At 63.8% G+C, this 20,915-nt stretch carries 20 protein-coding genes; 5 read left to right on the forward strand and 15 right to left on the reverse strand.

Going from position 1 to position 20,915, the window contains the following annotated elements:
• The 12 genes from KR227_RS00890 to pyrR all read right to left on the reverse strand — a co-directional run bounded on the left by KR227_RS00890 (position 1) and on the right by pyrR (position 14,615).
• Positions 1 to 2,025: a primosomal protein N' gene (locus tag KR227_RS00890; RefSeq protein ID WP_218363322.1), complete on the reverse strand. Its 2,025-nt coding sequence runs from the start codon at positions 2,023 to 2,025 to the stop codon at positions 1 to 3.
• A gap of 15 nt (positions 2,026 to 2,040) precedes the next feature.
• Positions 2,041 to 3,264, reverse strand: a complete 1,224-nt coding sequence (gene metK / locus KR227_RS00895; protein ID WP_218363323.1) for a methionine adenosyltransferase — start codon at positions 3,262 to 3,264, stop codon at positions 2,041 to 2,043.
• Positions 3,265 to 3,343: 79 nt separating this feature from the next.
• On the reverse strand, positions 3,344 to 4,588 hold the full coding sequence (gene coaBC, locus KR227_RS00900; RefSeq protein WP_218363324.1) for a bifunctional phosphopantothenoylcysteine decarboxylase/phosphopantothenate--cysteine ligase CoaBC: 1,245 nt from the start codon (positions 4,586 to 4,588) through the stop codon (positions 3,344 to 3,346).
• Between the two features lie 170 nt (positions 4,589 to 4,758).
• A complete protein-coding gene (rpoZ, locus tag KR227_RS00905; protein WP_151548649.1) occupies positions 4,759 to 5,043 on the reverse strand; it encodes a DNA-directed RNA polymerase subunit omega in 285 nt (94 codons plus the stop codon).
• Positions 5,044 to 5,138: 95 nt separating this feature from the next.
• On the reverse strand, positions 5,139 to 5,711 hold the full coding sequence (gene gmk, locus KR227_RS00910) for a guanylate kinase (RefSeq protein ID WP_218363325.1): 573 nt from the start codon (positions 5,709 to 5,711) through the stop codon (positions 5,139 to 5,141).
• A 5-nt stretch (positions 5,712 to 5,716) separates the two neighbouring features.
• The gene (gene mihF, locus KR227_RS00915; RefSeq protein WP_018019814.1) at positions 5,717 to 6,040 is read right to left on the reverse strand and encodes an integration host factor, actinobacterial type; all 324 of its coding nucleotides are present in this window, start codon (positions 6,038 to 6,040) and stop codon (positions 5,717 to 5,719) included.
• Between the two features lie 175 nt (positions 6,041 to 6,215).
• A complete protein-coding gene (gene pyrF, locus KR227_RS00920; RefSeq protein WP_218363326.1) occupies positions 6,216 to 7,049 on the reverse strand; it encodes an orotidine-5'-phosphate decarboxylase in 834 nt (277 codons plus the stop codon).
• The gene (gene carB / locus KR227_RS00925) at positions 7,050 to 10,388 is read right to left on the reverse strand and encodes a carbamoyl-phosphate synthase large subunit (RefSeq protein WP_218363327.1); all 3,339 of its coding nucleotides are present in this window, start codon (positions 10,386 to 10,388) and stop codon (positions 7,050 to 7,052) included.
• A 32-nt stretch (positions 10,389 to 10,420) separates the two neighbouring features.
• Positions 10,421 to 11,608: a glutamine-hydrolyzing carbamoyl-phosphate synthase small subunit gene (gene carA, locus KR227_RS00930; protein ID WP_218363328.1), complete on the reverse strand. Its 1,188-nt coding sequence runs from the start codon at positions 11,606 to 11,608 to the stop codon at positions 10,421 to 10,423.
• A 54-nt stretch (positions 11,609 to 11,662) separates the two neighbouring features.
• Positions 11,663 to 12,994, reverse strand: coding sequence for a dihydroorotase (locus KR227_RS00935; protein WP_218363329.1), 1,332 nt, complete (start codon positions 12,992 to 12,994; stop codon positions 11,663 to 11,665).
• An 18-nt stretch (positions 12,995 to 13,012) separates the two neighbouring features.
• On the reverse strand, positions 13,013 to 13,954 hold the full coding sequence (locus KR227_RS00940; protein ID WP_151528686.1) for an aspartate carbamoyltransferase catalytic subunit: 942 nt from the start codon (positions 13,952 to 13,954) through the stop codon (positions 13,013 to 13,015).
• A 76-nt stretch (positions 13,955 to 14,030) separates the two neighbouring features.
• On the reverse strand, positions 14,031 to 14,615 hold the full coding sequence (pyrR, locus tag KR227_RS00945; protein ID WP_218363330.1) for a bifunctional pyr operon transcriptional regulator/uracil phosphoribosyltransferase PyrR: 585 nt from the start codon (positions 14,613 to 14,615) through the stop codon (positions 14,031 to 14,033).
• A 306-nt stretch (positions 14,616 to 14,921) separates the two neighbouring features.
• Between pyrR and KR227_RS00950 the strand changes: the two genes are divergently transcribed.
• The 5 genes from KR227_RS00950 to KR227_RS00970 are packed head-to-tail and all read left to right on the forward strand — an operon-like array spanning position 14,922 to position 18,299.
• Positions 14,922 to 16,295 carry a TIGR01777 family oxidoreductase gene (locus KR227_RS00950; RefSeq protein WP_218363331.1) on the forward strand — a complete coding sequence of 458 codons (1,374 nt, stop codon included), beginning with the start codon at positions 14,922 to 14,924 and terminating at the stop codon, positions 16,293 to 16,295.
• A gap of 55 nt (positions 16,296 to 16,350) precedes the next feature.
• Positions 16,351 to 16,881, forward strand: a complete 531-nt coding sequence (locus tag KR227_RS00955; protein ID WP_218363332.1) for a YbjN domain-containing protein — start codon at positions 16,351 to 16,353, stop codon at positions 16,879 to 16,881.
• 11 nt (positions 16,882 to 16,892) lie between these two features.
• The gene (locus KR227_RS00960) at positions 16,893 to 17,297 is read left to right on the forward strand and encodes a YbjN domain-containing protein (protein ID WP_151528682.1); all 405 of its coding nucleotides are present in this window, start codon (positions 16,893 to 16,895) and stop codon (positions 17,295 to 17,297) included.
• A 10-nt stretch (positions 17,298 to 17,307) separates the two neighbouring features.
• A complete protein-coding gene (locus tag KR227_RS00965) occupies positions 17,308 to 17,811 on the forward strand; it encodes a hypothetical protein (protein WP_151548658.1) in 504 nt (167 codons plus the stop codon).
• A complete protein-coding gene (locus tag KR227_RS00970; protein ID WP_218363333.1) occupies positions 17,808 to 18,299 on the forward strand; it encodes a hypothetical protein in 492 nt (163 codons plus the stop codon). Before KR227_RS00965 ends, KR227_RS00970 begins: the two co-directional genes overlap by 4 nt.
• 111 nt (positions 18,300 to 18,410) lie before the next feature.
• Here KR227_RS00970 and nusB read toward each other — a convergent pair whose 3' ends face one another.
• The 3 genes from nusB to KR227_RS00985 all read right to left on the reverse strand — a co-directional run bounded on the left by nusB (position 18,411) and on the right by KR227_RS00985 (position 20,886).
• Positions 18,411 to 19,031 carry a transcription antitermination factor NusB gene (nusB, locus tag KR227_RS00975; RefSeq protein WP_218363334.1) on the reverse strand — a complete coding sequence of 207 codons (621 nt, stop codon included), beginning with the start codon at positions 19,029 to 19,031 and terminating at the stop codon, positions 18,411 to 18,413.
• Positions 19,032 to 19,116: 85 nt separating this feature from the next.
• Positions 19,117 to 19,680 (reverse strand): elongation factor P, encoded by a 564-nt coding sequence (gene efp, locus KR227_RS00980; RefSeq protein ID WP_151528678.1) that lies wholly within the window; start codon positions 19,678 to 19,680, stop codon positions 19,117 to 19,119.
• 114 nt (positions 19,681 to 19,794) lie between these two features.
• Entirely contained in the window at positions 19,795 to 20,886 is a 1,092-nt protein-coding gene (locus tag KR227_RS00985; RefSeq protein ID WP_218363335.1) for an aminopeptidase P family protein, read from the reverse strand.
• Positions 20,887 to 20,915 lie beyond the last annotated feature (29 nt).

The following is a 20,915-nucleotide window of genomic DNA, read 5'->3' on the forward strand; positions in this document are numbered from 1 at the left end:
CTAGCCGATACGCAGCGGGCCCACCTGGACGCGCAAGGGCGGGTCCTCCGAGCGGACCTCGCGTTTGATCTGTCCGGCCTTCAAGATCCGCCCCAACTGTTGGGCGGGGAGGCTACCGCGAATAATCATCCGCTCGGGCGGGCCAAAGGCGCGCTCATCCCACTCCCCTGGCAAATGCACTCCTGGGGGAAGATCCACCGGCCCCAACACCTCTACCTGCTCGGGTAGCTCGAGCAGTTCCACGAAACGATCCAAGCTGGCGCGGCCGCCGTCCACGACGGCCATGGTGGTCGTCGGTGGCAGCTCCACCTCGGCGCGCTCGGCCAGCTCCCTGTGGGCAGCGCCGATGGGATCCCAGCGCAGGAGTGCCTGCACCACGGGCACATCCTGATCGGCCACCACGATTAACTGGCCATCATTATCCCGAGAGTCCACCAAGGAGCCAACGCGCAGCCAGCTCGCTAAAGCCTCCTCGCCGGCGCGGAGATCCTGCTTACTCAGCAGCCCCCAGGTATCGAGCAGAATCGCAGCACCGTACCGGCCCCCGACGACGCGGGGCTCCGCGCCCGAGGTCGCCACCACGATGGTGGGGCCGGGGTCGATCTCGGAGACGATCTTCTCCCCACTCGAGGTCACCACCCGCACCCCGCTGAAGGCGCGGCCCAGTTCCTCGGCGGTGCGATCGGATCCGATCACCACGGCGCGAATCTCTGTGGAGCCGCATTCAAGACACTCGTGGTGGGCGTCGATACGCCCACACCACCGGCACTGCGGAGAAACCGGCACGTGGGGATCGCCGGAGGCTGGAAGCTCAAGGGGACCATTGCAGTGGCGGCAACGGGCGGCGGCGCGGCAGCGTCGACACGCAAGAGTAGGCGCATAGCCCTTGCGGGGAACCTGCACCAGCACCGGCCGCTGGGCCTCCACGGCGGCGCGCACCGCCTGATAGGCCCTGCTGGGAATCCGCCTACTCTTCGCCAGCGGATCGCCGCCGCCATAGGCGGATGCGCCGGTGGCCATGGTCAAGGGCGCGGCTCGGCGGATGTGTCCGCGCTCGCCGGCGCAGTCGAAGGCCCAGCCGCGCTCCACCATGAGCTGCACCTCGGCAGTGCGGGCATAGCCGCCCATGATGAGCGCGCATTTTTCCTGCGCGGAACGGGTGCTCAACACCTCGCGGGCGTGCCAATAGGGGGCGCGCGGATCGACGAGATTATCATCGCCATCGAACATGATCGCCGCTAGGCGCAGATCCTGCACGGGGGCGAAGGCCGCAGAACGGGTGCCAATCACCAGCCGTGACTGACCATGCAGGATCGACAAAAAACGCCGGTAGCGCGCCTGCGGGCCCAGCGTGGCGCTGAGTGTGGTGATCTGCTTCGCCGACACCAGCTCGCGCAGCGCGGCCTCGAGACGATCCAAGGCGCGTTGATGCGGCACCACCGCTAAAGCCCCATGTCCGGCTCGCACGGTGTGCACCAAGGCGGCGGCGAGCTCGGCGGCCCAGTCGCCGTCGGGGTTGATCTGCCAGGCAATGCGGGCGGGTTTGCCCTCCTCCACGGCCTTGAGAAACGTATGGCCGCGCACATAGTTATCCCAGGCGCTCATGTCCGGCTCGGCGGCGTCGCCAAGCGTATCCCAGGAGGTGGTGAAGTCTGTTTTCTCGGCGGCGGCATGGCGATTCGGCACCGCGGCGCGGATCATATCCGAACGGCAGCCGGCATAGCGTTCGGCGAGTTTCTCCACGAGCGCCTGGGTGCTGGGTGGATAGACCACCTCGGGCGAGATGACCCGCTCGATATAGCGCAGGGAGCCCTGGTGCTCGGAGGTCTCGTGCCGAGAAATCAGGATGGCATCCACCAGCCGCCCGCCGAAGCGCACCCGCACCTTCACCCCAGGTTGGGCGCTTTCAGAATCGGCCTCGCTGAGGCGGTAGTCGAAATAGCGGTCGAGGTGAATCAGCCCCAGCAAAGGCAATACCCGCGCCACCGGCAGGGATTCTGCTGGGGTGCGCGGGTGGGTAGCCATGCGGGAGATTCTAGTCTAGATCCCCGCTGCGGCGCGCAACTCCTCCACACGGTTGGTGTGCTCCCACGGGAAGTCCACATCGGTGCGGCCAAAGTGGCCATAGGCGGAGGTGTCCGCGTAAATCGGGCGCAAGAGATCCAGCTCGCGGATAATCGCCGCCGGGCGCAGATTAAAGACCTCAGCCACAGCGTGCTGGATCTGCTCATCGCTCAGACCATGCTTGGCGGTGCCGAAGGTTTCTACATACAGCCCCACCGGAGCGGCGCGGCCAATGGCATAGGCCACCTGCACCTCGGCCTTATCGGCCAAGCCGGCGGCCACGATGTTTTTCGCCACCCAGCGCATAGCGTAGGCACCGGAGCGATCCACCTTCGAGGGATCCTTGCCGGAGAAGGCGCCACCACCGTGGCGGGCCATGCCGCCATAGGTGTCCACAATGATCTTGCGGCCGGTCAGCCCAGCATCGCCCATCGGCCCGCCGAGTACGAAGGAGCCGGAGGGGTTAATGAGCACGGTGAGATCCTCACTGAGGAAGCTCTCCAGCCCGGCATCGGCGATCACCCAGTTAATCACGTGCTTCCGCAGCTGCTCCTCCAGCCACTGCTGGGTGATATCCGGATCGTGCTGGGTGGAGATCACGATGGTGTCGATATGGCTGGGATTATCCGCCTCGTCATAGGCGAAGGTCACCTGGGTTTTGCCGTCCGGGCGCAGATGGGGCACGATGCCCTCCTTCCGCACCTGGGTGAGACGCCGAGACAAACGATGCGCCAACGCAATCGGCAGCGGCATGTACTCATCCGTCTCGTTGGTGGCATAGCCAAACATCAGGCCCTGATCGCCCGCGCCCGCGTGATCATCATCGTGCTGGGAGGTACCGCTACGCACCTCCTGGGAGGTGTCCACGCCCGAGCCGATCTCAGCACTCTGCTCGCCAATAGCCACGGTTACTCCACAGGTGGTGCCATCGAAGCCCACCTCGGAGGAGGTGAAACCGATCTCCTTCAGCTTGGTGCGCACCAGCTGCGGGATCTCCACATAGCCGGCGCAGCGCACCTCGCCCACCACGTGCACTAAACCGGTAGTGACCACAGTTTCCACGGCCACCCGAGAGTGCGGGTCCACCTCGAGCATGGCGTCGAGAATGGTATCTGAGATGGCATCACAGATCTTGTCCGGGTGACCTTCCGTCACCGACTCGCTGGTGAAAAGTCGAGTATCTTTAGCTGCGCTGGTCATAGACAACAAACATAGACTAAGCGGTCTAATTTAGCAATACATGCAGGGCACGCGCTTCCATATGCGCTCCTGCGCCGCTCTAGCGCCGAAGCGCGCTGACCCCATCGAGAATCCGATGCGCCACCGCGCTCTTCGTTCCCGCGGGCACGGCGGTCTCCGTATTATCGGCGCCGAGCAGCCAGCCCTCGTTGGTGTCTTGACCGAAGACGCGGCCACCGCCGACGTGATTGACCATGAGCAGATCTACCCCTTTACGCTGGAGCTTTTCTCGCCCGAGCTGCAGCGGGCTGGTGTGCTCATCGCCGGTTTCGGCGGCGAAGCCAACGATGATCGTCTCCGCGGGCACCACGCCATCGCGACGCTGCTGCACCAAACCGGCGAGAATATCGGGGTTTTGGGTCATCTCAATCACCGAGAGATCCGCCTCAGCCTTGCCCTTTTTCATCTTGGACTCCGCCCGGTGGGCGGGGCGATAATCCGCCACCGCGGCGGCCATAATCACCACATCGGCATCAGGCGCCTCGCGGTCCATGGCTGCGTGGAGCTCGGCGGCGGAATCAATGCGGATGATCCGCGCCCCGATGGGATCCACCATCGTGTCCGCCGCCCCGACAACAAGCACCACCTCTGCACCACGCTGGGCGGCGGCATTGGCCAGGGCATAGCCTTGGCGGCCGGAGGAATGATTGCCAATAAAGCGCACGGGGTCGATCTCCTCGCGCGTCCCGCCGGCAGAAATGAGGACCCGCACGCCCTCGAGATCGCGCTGCGGGGCGCGGCCCTCCTCCTGTACTCCGAGCGCATAGTCCACCACCTGCTCCGGTTCGGGCAGCCGGCCTGGCCCGCTATCACGGCCGGTGAGCCGACCATGGGCGGGCTCCATCACGGCGATACCGCGCTGCCGCAGCACCTGGATATTTTCCCGGGTAGCGGGGTTATTCCACATCTCGGTATGCATGGCCGGGGCCACCACCACGGGGCAGGTGGCCACCAGACAGGTGGCGGTGAGCTGATCATCTGCCATGCCCAAGCGCAGCCGAGCCAAGAAATCAGCGGTGGCCGGTACCACCACCACGAGATCGGCCTGCTGGCCCACCATCACGTGCTGCACCTTATCCACATTCTCAAATACATCGGTGGCTACCGGATTGCCGGACAGCGCGGTGAAGGTGGCCTCCCCGACGAATTTGAGGGCATTGCGGGTAGGCACCACCCGCACGCTGTGTCCCGCTTCGGTGAAAGCACGGATCACATGGCAGGCCTTATAGGCGGCGATACCGCCGGTCACACCAACGACGATGGAGAGTTTCTCGCTCGAGCTCATAAGTGTCAAGGGTAGCCGATACCCCTACGGCCGCTGGATGCGCACAGCACAAAACCCAGCACGCACCGTTGGTGTGGGCGTACTGGGTTGGTGATGCCGACCGGGGCAGCGTCGAGCTGGCCCCTTGTAGTAACCGTGCGAACACGGAGGCCGATCAAGGGATACGGCTATTAGCCTTCCTCGTGGTGCAGCATTCCAGCGTCGATCTCGCGCAGGGCGATAGACAGCGGCTTCTCGCCAGCTTCGGGGGTAACGAGTGGGCCAATGAATTCAAAGACGCCCTCGTCCGCCTGCTGGTAGTAGCTGTTGATCTGACGGGCACGCTTCGCCGCGAAAATGGCGAGAGCGTACTTGGAGGACACATGGTTCATAAGGCTGTCGATGGGCGGTGCGGTAATGCCTACCGGATCATCGAAAACAGACTCATTGCCTGTGGTTTGGTTACTCACTGTCATCCTTTTTCTGGATTGCTATCTGTAAAAGTTCTCTCTGCACCATACTGCTCACTGCGGTCCACTACGCTCGCGGGCCCGAGTGGCACCCTCGACGGCTAGTGGCCGGTGAGAAGCTGGTGAATAGCCTCGACTGCTGCGTCCACATCATCGTTGACCACCACGTGGTCGAATTCGCTTTGCGAATCGAGCTCCTTGCGCGCCGTCGCGAGACGACGATCAATCACCTCTTGGGACTCGGTACCACGACCGGTCAGGCGATCAACCAGCACCTCCCAGGAGGGCGGGGCGAGGAACACGGTGGTTGCCTCGGGCATGGACTTCACGATGTTGCGCGCCCCCTGTAGATCAACCTCCACGAGCACGGGCCGTCCAGCCGCAAGGGCTTCGGTGACCGGTCGCGCGGGGGTGCCAGAGCGCTGCAATCCGCCGTGAATATCCGCCCATTCGAGCATCTCCCCTGCCTCAATCATGTCGTTGAACTGCTCCATCGACACGAAGAAGTAGTCCTGACCATCCACCTCACCGGGGCGAGGATCGCGGGTGGTCATGGAGACGCTGAAATACAGCGAGGGCACGTCTGTGCGCAGACGATGAACCACGGTGGATTTACCCACCGCAGAGGGACCAGCTAAGACGACGAGGCGGGGCGTCGGGTTCTCGCCGGTCATCTGAATTAGTCCTCAGAGAAACCGAAGCGCTCGAGCAGAGCACGACGCTGACGGTCGCCCAAGCCGCGCAGACGGCGGGTCTGAGCAATCTCGAGGTCCTCCATGATCTCCTTAGCCTTGACCTTGCCCACCTTCGGCATGGCCTCGAGGAGAGCGGAAACCTTGGTCTTGCCAATGATCTCGTTGTCCTGGGCCTGGTCCAGAACTTCCTTAAGGTTGGTGCCGCCGCGCTTCAGCTTTTCCTTCAGCTCAGCACGGGCCTTGCGGGCCTCAGCAGCTTTCGCGAGGGCTTCCTTGCGCTGCTCGTCAGTCAACTTGGGAAGGGCCACGTTGGTTCCTCCGATTCGTAGGCGATTAATTACTTGGGCTATCTGGTGGAAACCGCCTCGACACAGCGTGTGCGCCGAGCGGATTCCTTGAAGCTCGCATCAGTCTAGCACTACTTGGACAAAAGCCAAGGTGACAGGCCGCGGGCTTGTCGCGCGCTCTCTCTCGATAACGCTTCTAGCTGGGGATTCCCGGAAATTGGCCGGCTAAGTCCGAAACGGCCTTTTCTAGGGCTTTCACGCTTGCACCGGCCTGCAATACCCCACGAGAGACGTTGGGAAATGCCATGTGTGTCATTCCCTGTGCGAGCTTATCGACGTCCTCCGCGCCGGCTCCTTGGGCCCCTACCCCAGGCATCAGGATAGGGCCATTGAGCGCCGCGAGAGCGGGGGCGTCGCGCAGTGTTGCCCCCACGACGACGCCGACGTTGCCGGGGCTGCCGGCGGCTGCTCGCGCCGCATTGCAGGCGGCAGCCTCATCGACGATGTGCTGGGCGACTGTCAGCTCGCCCTGCTTCACCGCCCGCTGGATGCTCTGCCCCTCTGGGTTGGAGGTGGCGGCGAGCACGAATAGCCCCTTGCCCTGCTCCGCATAGTCCAGGGCCGGTGCGAGGGCACCGAAACCCAGGTAGGGAGAGACCGTGAGGGCGTCCACCTCCAGCGGGGAGCCAGGGCGCAGCCACGCATCCGCGTAGGCCGCCATGGTGGAGCCGATATCGCCGCGCTTGGCATCGGCTACCACGAGGGTGCCGGCCTGCCGAAGCGAATTGATGGTCTCCTCGAGCACGGTGTAGCCGGCGGCACCATAGGCTTCGAAGAAGGCCACTTGGGGCTTTACCAGGGCCACAGAGCCCGCGAAGGCGCGCACACAGGTGGCGCTAAATTCACGCAGGCCGGCGATGCTGCGAGGCAGCCCCCAGGCGTCGAGCAGCGCCGGATGAGGGTCGATGCCCACACAGAGCCGGCCGTGCTCGAGGGAGGCCTGGTGGAGCTGGGATCCGAAGTCGCTCACTTACTCCCCCGCCTTGGCTGCGATGTTTTCGTGATTGAGCTCCTGCAGGGGCAGGATGCTCAGCTCGTTGTCTCGCATCGCCTCGATGCCCTGCACAGCGGCGGTCACGCCCTGCACGGTGGTCACCAGCGGCACCCCGGCACTCACGGCGGCGGCGCGAATATCGTAGCCATCGTGGCGGGCACCGGCGGAGCCGGCAGGGGTGTTGAGGATGAGATCCACCTCGCCGGCGGTGATCTTGTCCACGATGGACAGCTCCTCGCTGCCTTCGCGTACCTGGCTGGCCTTGGCCACCACTTCGCATTCGACGCCATTGCGGCGCAGCATATCGGCGGTGCCCTTGGTGGCCATCATCTTAAAGCCGAGCTTGGCCAGCTGCTGGATCGGGAAGTTCAGGGTGCGCTTATCGCGGTTGGCGACAGAGACGAACACCGTGCCGGAGGTGGGCAGCGCGCCGAAGGCGGCATCCTCGGCCTTGGCATAGGCGGCACCGAAGCTATCGGCCAGGCCCATCACCTCACCGGTCGACTTCATCTCTGGGCTAAGCAGCGAGTCCAGCATGGAGCCGTCGGGGCGGCGGAAACGGGTAAACGGCAGCACGGCTTCCTTCACCGCGATCGGGGCGTCCATGGGCAGCGAGCCGCCGTCGTGGGTGGTCGGGATGAGCTTTTCTTCCTTCAGCTCGGCGATGCTGGCGCCCATCATGATGCGGGCGGCAGCCTTCGCCAGCGGCACCCCGGTGGCCTTCGAGACGAAGGGCACGGTACGCGAGGCACGAGGATTGGCCTCGATGATGTAGAGGGTGTCGTCCTTCAGCGCGTACTGGACGTTCATCAGGCCCTTGACTCCGATGCCGTGGGCGAGAGCCACGGTGGACTGGCGGACCTTCTCGATGTCCTCGGCGCCGAGCGTCATCGGCGGCAAGGCGCAGGAGCTATCGCCGGAGTGGATACCGGCTTCCTCGATATGCTCCATCACTCCGCCGAGGTAGACCTCCTCGCCATCGCAGAGGGCGTCCACATCGATCTCGATGGCGTTGTCCAAGAAGCGATCCACCAGCACCGGGTGCTCATTGGAGAGCTCGGTGGCGCGGTTGATGTAGTCCTCGAGGGTCTGCTCGTCGTAGACGATCTCCATGCCGCGCCCGCCCAACACATAGCTGGGGCGCACCAGCACGGGGTAGCCAATGCGGGCGGCGACGTCGCGGGCTTCGCCGAAGGAGGTGGCGGTACCGAATTCGGGCGCCGGCAAACCGGCCTTGGCCAACACCTCACCGAACTCGCCGCGATCCTCGGCCAAATCGATGGCCTCGGGCGTGGTGCCCACCACGGGCACCCCGGCGTTGCGCAGCTGCTCGGCCAGGCCCAGCGGGGTTTGGCCGCCGAGCTGCACAATCACCCCGGCCACGGTGCCGGACTGGCACTCGGCGTGGTAGACCTCCATGACGTCTTCGAAGGTCAGCGGCTCAAAGTAGAGGCGATCGGCGGTGTCGTAGTCGGTGGAGACTGTCTCGGGGTTGCAGTTGACCATGATGGTCTCGTAGCCCACCCGCGAGAGCTCCAGCGCGGCGTGCACGCAGGAGTAGTCGAACTCGATGCCCTGGCCGATGCGGTTCGGGCCCGAGCCGAGAATGATCACCTTCTCCTTCTCGGTCTGCGGGCTCACCTCGGATTCCGCCCCAGCGTCGAATTCATAGGAGGAGTAGTAATACGGAGTCTTGGCTTCGAACTCGGCCGCACAGGTGTCCACGGTCTTAAATACCGGGCGGATACCCAGCGACCAGCGCAGCGAGCGCACGCCGGTCTCACCGGCGAACTCTGGGCGCAGGGCCGCGATCTGCTTATCAGAAAGGCCATAGTATTTCGCCAGGCGCAGCAGCTGCTCGGTGAGCACGGGGGCGTCGATAAGCTGCTGGCGCAGCTCTACTAGGTGCTGGATCTCGGCAAGGAACCAAGGATCGATGCCGGAGGCCTCGTGGACCTCAGCGATGGTCTTGCCGCCGCGCAGGGCCTGCTCGACCTCGTACATCCGGCCGGCCACGGGGCGCTTGAGGGACTCCAGGGCGGCGTCGGCATCGGCGCAGCGATCGGGCGCGGTCCAGAAACCGGTGTCCTTATTCTCCAGCGAGCGCATCACCTTATTGGTGGCTGCGGCGTAGTTGCGGCCCAGGCTCATGGCCTCGCCCACCGACTTCATGGTGGTGGTGAGCGTGTCATCGGCGCCGGGGAACTTCTCAAAGGCAAAGCGCGGGGCCTTGACCACCACATAGTCCAGCGTCGGCTCGAAGGCCGCCGGGGTTTCACCGGTGATGTCGTTGGTGATCTCGTCCAAGGTATAGCCGATGGCCAGCATGGCGGCGATCTTCGCGATTGGGAAGCCAGTGGCCTTCGAGGCCAGTGCCGAGGAGCGGGACACACGCGGGTTCATCTCGATGGTGATGATGCGGCCATCGGTGGGGTTGATGGCGAACTGGATATTACAGCCGCCGGTATCCACGCCCACCTCGCGGATAATGGCGATGCCCTGATCGCGCATCTTCTGGAACTCGCGGTCGGTCAGCGTCAGAGCCGGCGCCACGGTCACGGAGTCGCCGGTGTGCACGCCGAGGGCGTCGACGTTTTCGATGGAGCAAATGACCACCACGTTGTCATCGCCATCGCGCATGAGCTCCAGCTCATATTCTTTCCAGCCGAGGATGGATTCCTCGATGAGCACATTGGCCTCCGGCGAGGCGGCCAAACCGCCGCCGGCGATGCGTTCGAGGTCATCGTTATCGAAGGCCAAGCCGGAGCCGAGACCACCCATGGTGAAGGAGGGGCGCACCACCACGGGCAGGCCCAACTCGGCGACGGTCTCGTGGACTTCGTCCATGTTGTGGCAGACGCGCGACCGCGCGGATTCGCCGCCGATCTTGGCCACGATGTCTTTGAACTTCTGGCGATCCTCGCCGCGCTGAATGGCGGGAATATCGGCGCCGATGAGCTCCACATTGTACTTCTCTAGGCTGCCGCGTCGATCCAATGCGATAGCGGCGTTGAGGGCGGTCTGGCCGCCGAGGGTCGCCAGCACGGCGTCGATGGGATGGCCTTCGGCGATCTCTTTGTCAAAGATCTTCTCGATGTAATCGGGGTGGATCGGCTCCACATAGGTGTGATCGGCGAACTCCGGATCGGTCATGATCGTCGCCGGGTTGGAGTTGATGAGGGTCACCCGCATCCCCTCCTGCTTGAGCACGCGGCACGCCTGGGTGCCGGAGTAGTCGAACTCGCAGGCCTGGCCGATCACAATGGGGCCGGATCCAATAACCAGGACGTGATTGATGTCAGTGCGCTTGGGCATTGTCTGTATTCCTCTTTCTCTTCCTGGTGTGCTTAGTTCTGGCCGTCGCCGGAGCCGGAGTTTTTCGCAGCAATATCCGCGAGAACCAGCTCCACGAATTGATCGAAGAGCGGGTTGGCATCATTCGGGCCGGCGGCAGCCTCGGGGTGGTACTGCACCGAGAAGGCCCGCCCATTCTTCAGCGCCACGCCCTCGACCACGCCATCGTTGAGGCAGGTATGCGTCACCAGCGCGGGGCCATAGGGGGTAGCAAACTCCTGGCCTTGTTCACCTTCGAGGGCGAAGCCGTGGTTTTGAGCGGTGATTTCGATGTGGCCCTGCACGTGGTTTTTCACGGGGATATTCACGCCGCGGTGGCCGAACTTGAGCTTGTAGGTGTTCATGCCGAAGGCCCGGCCCAGGATCTGGTTGCCAAAGCAGATGCCGAAGATCGGCACATCCTTGTCCAGGAACTGCTGCACGATGCTCACCATCTCATCTGCGGTGGCCGGATCGCCCGGGCCATTGGAGATGAACACGCCATCGGGCTGGAACTCCATGGCCTTCTCACAGGGGTAATTGGCCGGCACCAGCACGGTGCGGATGCCGCGAGCAAGCAGGTTGCGCGGGGTATTGGACTTAATGCCCATGTCATAGGCCACCACGGTGGCGCGGACCTCGCCCTCGGGTTCGAGAACCTGCGGCTCAGTGATGGAGACATCGGCCGAAAGATTCGCGCCTTCCATATCTTCTTGGGCCTGCACGCGGCGCACCAGCTCTTCGGTATCGAGCAGGGCGTCCTCGCCGGTGAACACGCCCGCCTTGATGGAACCGTAGTTGCGCAGGTGGCGCACGATAGCTCGGGTATCTACATGCTTAATGCCCACCAGGCCTTGGGAGATCATTTCCTCCTCGAGGCTGCGGCGGGCCCGCCAATTAGAGACGGTATGGGAGAGATCGCGAATAATCAGACCGGCGATCCAGATCTTGTCCCCGCGGGACTCATTATCTTCGTCATTCCAGCCGGTGTTACCGATCTGCGGGGCGGTCATCACCACCATCTGCTTGTGGTAGCTGGGATCAGTCATCGTCTCCTGATAACCGGTCATGGCGGTGGTAAAGACGGCCTCGCCAAAGGCGTTGCCGTCTGCTCCGAAAGCAAGCCCGCGGTAGGTGTTGCCGTCGGCGAGCACGAGCACTGCGGGCCGCGTGGTGGCCGAGTGGGTGGTCTCAGTAGTCACTGTGTGAGGGCCTTTCCATGAAGTTTTTTCTGGGGTGTGGGAGTGTGCTGTGGCTTAGCGACGCTGATAGGTCACGGTGCCGCGCAGGATGGTGTGGGTGACCTGGGCGTTGAAGTCCATACCCTCATAGGGGGTGTTATCGGCCTTGGAGTCCATTTCCTCGCCGCGGGCGGTCCACGGGCTGTGCGGATCCACCACGGTGAGATTGGCGGGCTCGCCGACGGCAATGGGACGGCCGTGGCCGGGCAGGCGCACGATCTCGGCGGGCTTTTCGCTCATCACCTTGGCCACGAAGCGCCAATCGGCGAGCCCGGATTCCACGAAGATCTGGTGCACGATCGCCAGCGAGGTCTCTAGGCCCAGCATGCCGTTTTTGGCCTCAGAGAATTCGCAGCATTTCTCCTCGGAGCCGTGCGGGGCGTGGTCGGTGGCCACGCAGTCGATGGTGCCGTCGAGCAGCGCATCGCGCAGCTTCTCGGTATCGGACTTCTCGCGCAGCGGCGGATTCACTCGGTCGCGGCCGTCGAAATTGTGCAGGCGAGCGTCGTGAAGCAATAAATGGTGGGGTGTGACCTCGGCGGTGAGCGGAATGCCGCAGTCCTTAGCCCAGCGCACGAGCGTGACCGTGCCGGCGGTGGAGGCGTGGCAGATGTGCATGCGGGCGCCATAATCGCGGGTCATGATCGCATCACGCGCCACAATCGACTCCTCCGCCACACGCGGCCAGCCGCGGAGGCCGAGCCGGGCAGCCATCTCGCCCTCGTGGGCCACTGCCCCTTCGGTCAGCCGGGCATCCTCGCAGTGCTGGGCGAGCAGCACGTTCTGGCCTTTGGCGTATTCCAAGGCGCGGCGCATCACCTGCGGATTATTCACGCATACGCCGTCATCGGAGAACATGCGCACCTTGGCTGCGGAGTTGGCCATCATGCCGAACTCGGTGAGCGTCTCGCCCTTCAGCCCCTTGGTAATAGAGCCCACGGGGTGAACATCGCAGAGACCCACCTGCTGGCCTTTGAACCACACGGACTCGGCGATCACCGGCTGATCCATCACCGGCTGGGTATTGGCCATGGTGAATACGGCGGTAAACCCGCCCTTGGCAGCGGCCGCGGAGCCAGTGGCGATGGTCTCCGTATCCTCGCGGCCGGGCTCGCGCAGGTGCACGTGAATATCCACCAGCCCGGGCAGCAGCACCGCCCCGGCTGCGTCGATGGTGCGATCGGCGGCAGTATCGGCGGCGGCGTCGAGGCTGTCGATCACGCCATCGCGGATCAGCAGGTGGCGCGGCTCGCCCTCGCCATAGGGGCGGGCGTTGAGAATGAGGAGGGTGCCCTCGGCAACAGGCGCGAGTTCCCCAGTGGCAGGATATGTGGTCTCAGTCGTCATTATTTTCTCCTTTGGGACTTACTCGCGCGGGCTGCCCTGGCCACAGAGCAGGGTAAAGAGCACGGCCATGCGCACGTGCACACCATTGGATACCTGTTGCAGCACGGCGGTTTGCGGGGCGTCGGCAACATAGTCGTTAATTTCCATGCCGCGCAGCATCGGCCCGGGGTGCATCACGATGGCCTCGTCCTTCAGCTGCGCTAGGCGGGCCTTGCTCATTCCGTACAGGGTGGCGTATTCGCGATGCGAGGGGAAGAATCCGCCGTTCATGCGCTCTTGCTGCACGCGCAGCATCATCACCACATCTTGGTCGGCGAGCACCGGGTCCATCTCATAGGAGACGGTCACCGGCCAGTTCTCCACGCCGAAGGGCAGCAGCGTGGGCGGGGCGACGAGGGTGACCTCGGCGCCCAAGGTGGTGAGCAGATCCACATTGGAGCGCACCACCCGCGAGTGCAGGCAGTCGCCTACGATCGCAATCTTCTTGCCTTCGATGCGGCCCAAGCGCTGGCGCATGGTCACCGCATCCAGCAGGGCTTGGGTGGGATGCTGGTGGGCGCCATCGCCGGCGTTGATCACGCTCGGCCCCTCCCCCTGCGGGGCCACCCAGCGGGCCAGCTGCTCGGCAGCGCCCGAGGCGGGGTGCCGGATGATGATGGCATCCGCCCCCACCGCGCTCAAGGTCAAGCCGGTGTCCTTGAGTGATTCGCCCTTCTTCACCGAGGACGAGGAGGCGGAAATATTGATCACGTCCGCACTCATCCACTTGCCGGCGGTCTCGAAGGAGGAGCGGGTGCGGGTGGAGTTTTCGTAGAAGAGGGTGAAAATGGTGCGGCCGCGGAGTGTCGGCAGCTTCTTGATCTCGCGGTGAGACAGCAGTTCTAGGAACTTATCCGCCTCATCCATGATGGTCAGGATCTCGTCTTTGCTGAGGTCCTCGATGGAAAGCAGGTGTTTCATTAGCCTCTAGCTCACTAGGTTCTCGACAGCACGTGCAGGCCGTGGCGGCGTTCGCAGCTGCCGCGGCTGGCGCGCGCTACTCGCGGGTGGTGGCGGATTCGCCGGAATGATTCGTACGGGAGATTTCCACGGCATCCTCGCCGTCGATCTCTGCGAGCAATACGCTCACGCCCTCGCTGACGGCCGTGGGCAGGTTTTTGCCCACGTAGTCCGCGCGGATAGGCAGCTCACGATGGCCGCGATCCACCAGCACCGCGAGCTGCACGCAGTGCGGGCGACCGATATCGCGCAGCGCATCCAGGGCGGCGCGAATGGTACGACCGGAATAGAGCACATCATCGACCAGCACCACCGTGATGTCATCGATGCCGGTATCAGGAATGGTGGTGGGCTTGAGCGCGCGGTGCGCACGGTGGCGCAAATCATCGCGGTACAAGGTGATATCGAGGGTGCCGACGCTCACAGCCACACCCGAGAATTCTTCAATCTTGGCCGCCAAGCGCTGGGCCAGCGGCACTCCCCCCGAAGGAATACCCATCAGACACACCTCGGGGTGCGCTGATTCCTTCTCAGCATCAAGTGCTGTTTTTTCAATAATCTGGTGCGCGATGCGCGCAATTGTGCGCCCGACATCGTCGGCGCTCATTAATTGCGTTGCCATCGTGACCTCCTTCCCCGCCTCTCTGTGCGGTCCGTTAAAGGATGCCCTCAGACACCGAGACTGCAGTCTCTATGCAGCCACTGAATCCTATGAACTTTATCGTTTTCTTAGCTTAGCACTCGCCTTCGCCCACCACTAGGAAATGACCACCACCCCTCACCCCACCCGCGGGGCTATCGCTTATCGACGCTCACCTGCCCCGCGTCCCACACCACGCGAGAGCGGAATCTCATGGCAGTGTCCGGCTGTCTCCGTATAATCGACACTCATACACTTGCCGCCGCTTTGAGGAGGTCACCAACCCACGTGGGTATTTCAACCGAGCACATTCTTCCCTTCCCCCGCTCAGATGTCTGGCAGTGGCACACCCGCCCTGGTGCGGTAGTGCGGCTGACCCCGCCTTTCGTACCCATGACCCCTGTGAAGCAGGCTAGCTCGCTAGCCACTGGAACCACCGAGTTTTCCCTACCAGCAGGCCTGAAATGGGTGGCCAAGCACGATCTTGCCGGCTACCACGAGGGACGCCAATTTACCGATGTGTGTATCAACGCCCCCATGCGAGCGCTCTCGCAGTGGCGCCACATACACGCCTTCACCGACGCCCCGGCCGGCACCCGTATCACTGATACCGTGCATACCCGACTTCCCGGTAGTTTCCTCGAGGCCACCTTCGCCTATCGGCAGCACCAGCTGCTGGAGGATCTCACCCGTATAGCGGAGTTCGAGGCCCTCGACGGTGCCCCCACCGAGCCGCTTACCATTGCTCTCACCGGCTCCGGCGGCTTCGTGGGCACCCATCTCGCCGCCCAGTTGCGCACCTCCGGGCACACCGTGATCGAGCTCAAACGCGGCTCCGATCTGAAACCCGGCCAGCGCCGCTGGCACACCACCCTGCCCGATGAGGACCTCCTCGATGGTGTGGATGTGCTCATCCACCTTGCTGGCGAGTCCATCGCTGGCCGCATGAGTGAATCCCACCGCCACAAGATCCGCCACTCCCGCGTCGCGCCCACCCGCCGCCTCGCGGAATTGGTGGCCGCGTCTGAGACCTGCCAGGCCATGATCGTCGCCTCCGCAGTGGGCTTCTACGGCCCCGACCGTGGCGATGAGCTTTTGGATGAGTCCGCCGAGCGCGGCGAGGGCTTTTTGGCCGATGTGGTCGCCGAATGGGAGGAGGCCTGCGCTCCCGCCCGCGAGGCCGGAAAGCGCGTGGTGAATCTCCGCACTGGGCTGGTCATGGGCGCCGCCGGCGGCATGTTGCCCGGGCTGCGCGCCGCCTTCGGCGCGGGTCTGGCCCCGCAGGTGGGTACCGAGGGCGGGTATCTGCCCTGGGTGAGCATCGATGATCTCACCTCCATGTATTACCGCGCTGCCGTTGATCCGCAGATGTCCGGCCCCTTCAATGCCACCGGCCCGCAGCCGGTGCGCTCCGAGGAATTTGGCGAGACCCTCCAGGGCGCGATGCACCGCAGGTTCGTGGTGCCGATTCCGGCGGTGGCCCCCAAGCTGATGATGGGCCCCATCGCCTCCGAGGAGCTGCTCATGACCTCGCAGAACGCGGTGCCCACCAAGTTTGAGCAGCTGGGCCACCGTTTTACCCACGCCACGCTCGCGGCGGCTTTCGCCCATGAGCTTGGTGGCGAGGCGCTTTTCGACGCCACCTCCGGCGACGATTCCTAACCCTTGTCCGCATCTCAACCTATCCCCCATCACCTGTGCTTTAAGGAGTGAATCAGTGGATTCAGCCGACACCGCTGCCGACGAGCAGCTACTTATGCCCCTCACTATCGAGCGGGTGGCCGCCGTGCTACGCGAACAGGACCTCGAGTTCGACGCCATCGAGGGCGCTATTCGCACCGGCTTCTATGACGCCGCCATCGGCATCGTGGTGCACGAGGGCACCCTGCTGCTCGACGCCCGCTGGCGCGGCGAGCCGAGCCCCGATCAGGGCAATGATCTGCTCCAAGCCGCCCATGAATGGAACGTGCTGGAGATCAAACCCACCATGTATGTCGGGGCCGCCTCCGGCAGCGAGGACGGTGTGGAGGTGCACCTGCAGCGGGCCTTGCCGGCGCTGAATAAAGCCGGCGGCTACACCCATAACCAGCTGGGGCTGTTCGTGGTCTCCTTCTTCACCGCCACGGCTACCGCCTGCGACTATCTGGCCAATTCCTTCCCCGATCTGGTCACCTGGGAGCGCCCCGAGGCGGAGCCCGCCTCCGAGGCCGATGCGCCCGCCCCCACCTCCGAGAACGACAACGCTTAAAGGATCACGCCGTGCCTGAACTCAACGCAGTCACCTATGCCCGCGTCAAGGACGCCTTGGCCAGTGTCGATGTGGAGCTGGAAGACATCGACTTCCCCGATGTGGGCCATGCCCGCCTCAATAACATCGATACCTTCATCGCCGTGCTGGACAATCAGTCCGTGATCGTGCGCGCCGAATATCCGCTCGAGTCCCTCGAGGGCCCGTGGTTTGCCGCCTGCAACCACTTCAATGCCCGCCTGCACGGGGTCAAAGCGGTAGTCGCCACCTCCGGCGATACCCACGGCCTGCGCACCGAGTCCGAGTTTCCTGTCTCTGCCTATATGAGCGATGCGCAGCTGCAGGAGTCGCTGGAGATCCGTATCGACCTAGTTCTTGCCGGCATGAAGGCCCTGCAGGATCTCGGGAAAAAGTAAGTTCACTATCGTGGCGCGCCGCTCCCATCCCGCAGCACTACGCATCTTCGAGGCTGTTCATGCCTGGTTGCGTAGTGTGCGCCTGCCGGTGAGGTTCGGCCATGAGTCCTTTCTCGTCACCACCGACCACGCGGCGGTGGAAATCACCTACGATCCCTACCGCGATGCCCTGGTGGTGCACGGTATGTGGCCCAAGGAGGCCACCGTCGACACCCTCGAGCGCTTGACGAACTTCGTGGACTTCTGGAACGTCAACCGCATCCAGCCCATCGGCTATATGCTCACCGGCGAGGACGCCTCCCTCGGCGTGGGCTGTGTGGTGCATCTTCCCGATGCCTCCCAGTGCAGCGCGGAAGAATTGGGCGATGCCGTGGATCACTACCTTGCGATGGTGGACATCTTCTTCATCGAAATGGAGCACTTCTTGCCCGATGTGTGTGGTACCACCGTGGATCACCACCCCTACATGCTGCGGCTGCCCACCATGCCGATTATCGAAAGCCCGCCCCGATGAGCGTTCACTATCTCCATCTCGTGGAGGCGATCTCCGCCCACGCCCGCATCATCGATCGGCACCGCGGAATACGGTTCTGCTTTCCCGATCATCCCTTGGTCTTTCACGCCCATCTGCGCGCCCCGGCGGTGATGTTCATTTCCGCGAGCGAAGCCTTACGGGAGTGCTATACCGCCGAGCAGCGCCACGACGCCGTCCTCGCCGCCAATGGCTACCACCAGGAGGGCCATCACGCGAAGCTCGGGATAGCCCAGTTCGGCCAGTCCGAGGCGCTCACTGCTATGGGCACCGCATCGACCTTCCTCGTGGACTCACTCACCACCGCCCGCCTGGAGCGGCATGTTCTACGCTGCTGCTACGACATAGCCGACGCGCTGCACTGGCTGAGCACCACCCTCGAGACCTCCACCATCGTTCCCGCCCCCAACCCCGAGTGGTTGCCCCTGACTCTCAACGGGCCGTGGACGGAACCGGATACACGCGCCTAGAACGGGCCAGCACAGACAACAACCGCCGGGAACTCTGCTACTACGCAGCGGAGTTCTCGGCGGTATTCGGTATGTGGGAAGAGGAGGAACCTCAGCGACCAGTGCGGGTGCTTAGCGCTCCTGATCCTGCTCGGGCTCCTGCTCTGGCTCCGCCACTGCGGCAGCATCGCTGTCGGCGGGAATATCCTCATCGTCGACCGTAACGGGCACGGGGCCTTCGAGGGTCTCATTAGCCTCGTCGAGGGTGTCCTCGTCTGCGTCGTCTTCCACGGGCTGCAGTTCCTCGGCCTTGATGTCCTCGAGGTTCTTCGCCACCGCGTCGAGCACGGCATTGATATAGGGCGAGGCCACGGGGGTGGAGTATTCGCTGCCGAGCTCTACCCCCTCCACCACGGCGGTGCGACGCGGCACATCCGGGTTGAAGAGCAGCTCCCAGCCAGAGACACGCAGGATGGCGCGGTCGACGGCAGGCAGGCGATCGAGTTCCCACTCGGCGGCGAGGAAACGCTCGATGACCTCATCGATGCGGTCGAGCTCGACCGCCACACCCTGGACGATCTCGCGGGTATAGGGCTTGATGGGAGCCACCCCGGCATTCTGGTCCTGGGAGAGCGTCGCGCGCTCCTCCACCAAGGCCACGGGATCGATATCGCGGGCCTCTGCCTCGAAGAGGATATCGACGGCGCGGCGACGCGCCTTATACCGAGTTCCCCGCCGCTTGAAGTCAGTCACAGTCTCCTCAGAACTTCCTGATAGTAAAAAGAATGCGCACGCCGCGCGGCACTTGTCCGCGAGACGTGCATGTGCAGTGTGGTGCTTAGTTGTTCACGCGGGACAGGTACTCGCCGGTGCGGGTATCGACCTTCACCACGTTGCCAGTCTCGAGGAACAGCGGCACCTGGATCTCGGCGCCGGTCTCGAGGGTGGCGGGCTTGGTGCCGCCGGTGGAGCGGTCGCCCTGCAGGCCCGGATCGGTGTGCTCCACCTTCAGCTCCACGGCCACCGGCAGATCGGCGAAGAGGGCCTCGCCCTCGTGGAAGGAGACCTGCACGGGCATGTTCTCCAGCAGGAAGCGGGCGGAGTCGCCGATCAGGTGCGGCTCCAGTTCGACCTGCTCGAAGGTCTTATCGTCCATGAACACGTAGGCGGTGCCGTCGTTGTACAGGTAGGTCATGTCGCGGCGATCCACCAGCGCGGTCTCTACCTTCACGCCGGCGTTGAAGGTCTTGTCTACGGTCTTGCCGGAGACAACGTCCTTCAGCTTGGTGCGCACGAATGCGGGCCCCTTGCCCGGCTTGACGTGCTGGAACTCGATAATCTGCTGCAGCTTGTTATCAATCTTCAGCACAAGACCATTCTTGAAATCGGCGGTAGTTGCCACGTGTTTAGCTCCTTCGGGCCCGCGCCCAACGACGTCGGCTGCGGGAAAGGTTTCCCCGCCGCCGCGCGGCGCGAGCACTCAACAATATGAAAGCGTGTACTTGACCAAACCAGACTACACCACGGTGAGCTGCTTGCTCACCTTGGTAATAATCTCGGGCTGGCCGTCGGTGATGATGAGGGTGTCCTCGATACGCACGCCACCCTTGCCGGGAACGTAAATACCCGGCTCGATGGTCAGCGTCATGTCCTTCTCCAGCACGTGGGTGCTGGTCTGGGCGGCAGCGGGGGCCTCGTGCACGTCGAGGCCAACGCCGTGGCCGGTGGAGTGCACGAAGTACTCGCCATATCCGGCTTCCTCGATGACCTCGCGGCAGGCGCGGTCGATATCGACCAGCTTCGCGCCAGGTCGCGAGGCCTCCACGCCGGCGAGCTGGGCCTTGAGCACCACCTCGTAGATCTCGCGGGCGAAGTCGCTGGCCTCGCCGATCATGATGGTGCGGGTCATATCCGAGTTAAAGCCGCGGTCGTGGGCGCCGAAGTCGATGGTGACGATATCGCCGTGCTCGAGCACCCTATCGCCGGCGCCGTGGTGCGGCTTCGCCGAGTTCGGGCCGGAGGCCACGATGGTATCGAAGGACACCCGCTCGGAGCCGAGCATGCGCATCCGGTACTCCAGATCGGCGGCGACCTGCCGCTCGGTGCGGCCCGCGGCCACCTCGCCGGCGGCGAGCATGTCCAGATAGGCCTGGGAGGCTAGTGCCGCGACGTCGCGCAGCCGCTGCTTTTCCACATCGTCCTTAATCAGCCGCAGCTTCTCGATGATGCCGCTGACCGGAACCAAGGTGACGTCCTCCGGGCAGGCCTTCTCGAGGGCCTCCAGCTCAGAGACGGTGACATAGTCGGCCTCATAGCCCACGCGGCGATGCCCTTCGACCCGCTTGAGCAGACCGGTGGCGCAACGACGCTCCAGCACAGCCTCAATATCCGGGACTTCTTCTGCGATCTGAGTGGTATAGCGGCCATCGGTGGCGATGCTGGCGGTGAGATCCTTATTCACCAGCAGTGCCGCATTGGATCCGGAGAACCCGGAGAGATAGCGCACGTGGGTGAGATGGGTAACCAGCATGACATCGACGCGTTGGCTATTCAGCTCGGCAGACAGCGCGCGGCGGCGGGTGAGGAATCGGGTATCGCTCAAAGACATCTATTCAGGGCCCCTCTCGGCTCAAATCG

The sequence above is a fragment of the Corynebacterium sp. TAE3-ERU30 genome (assembly GCF_019209925.1).
Lineage (GTDB): Bacteria > Actinomycetota > Actinomycetes > Mycobacteriales > Mycobacteriaceae > Corynebacterium > Corynebacterium megadyptis.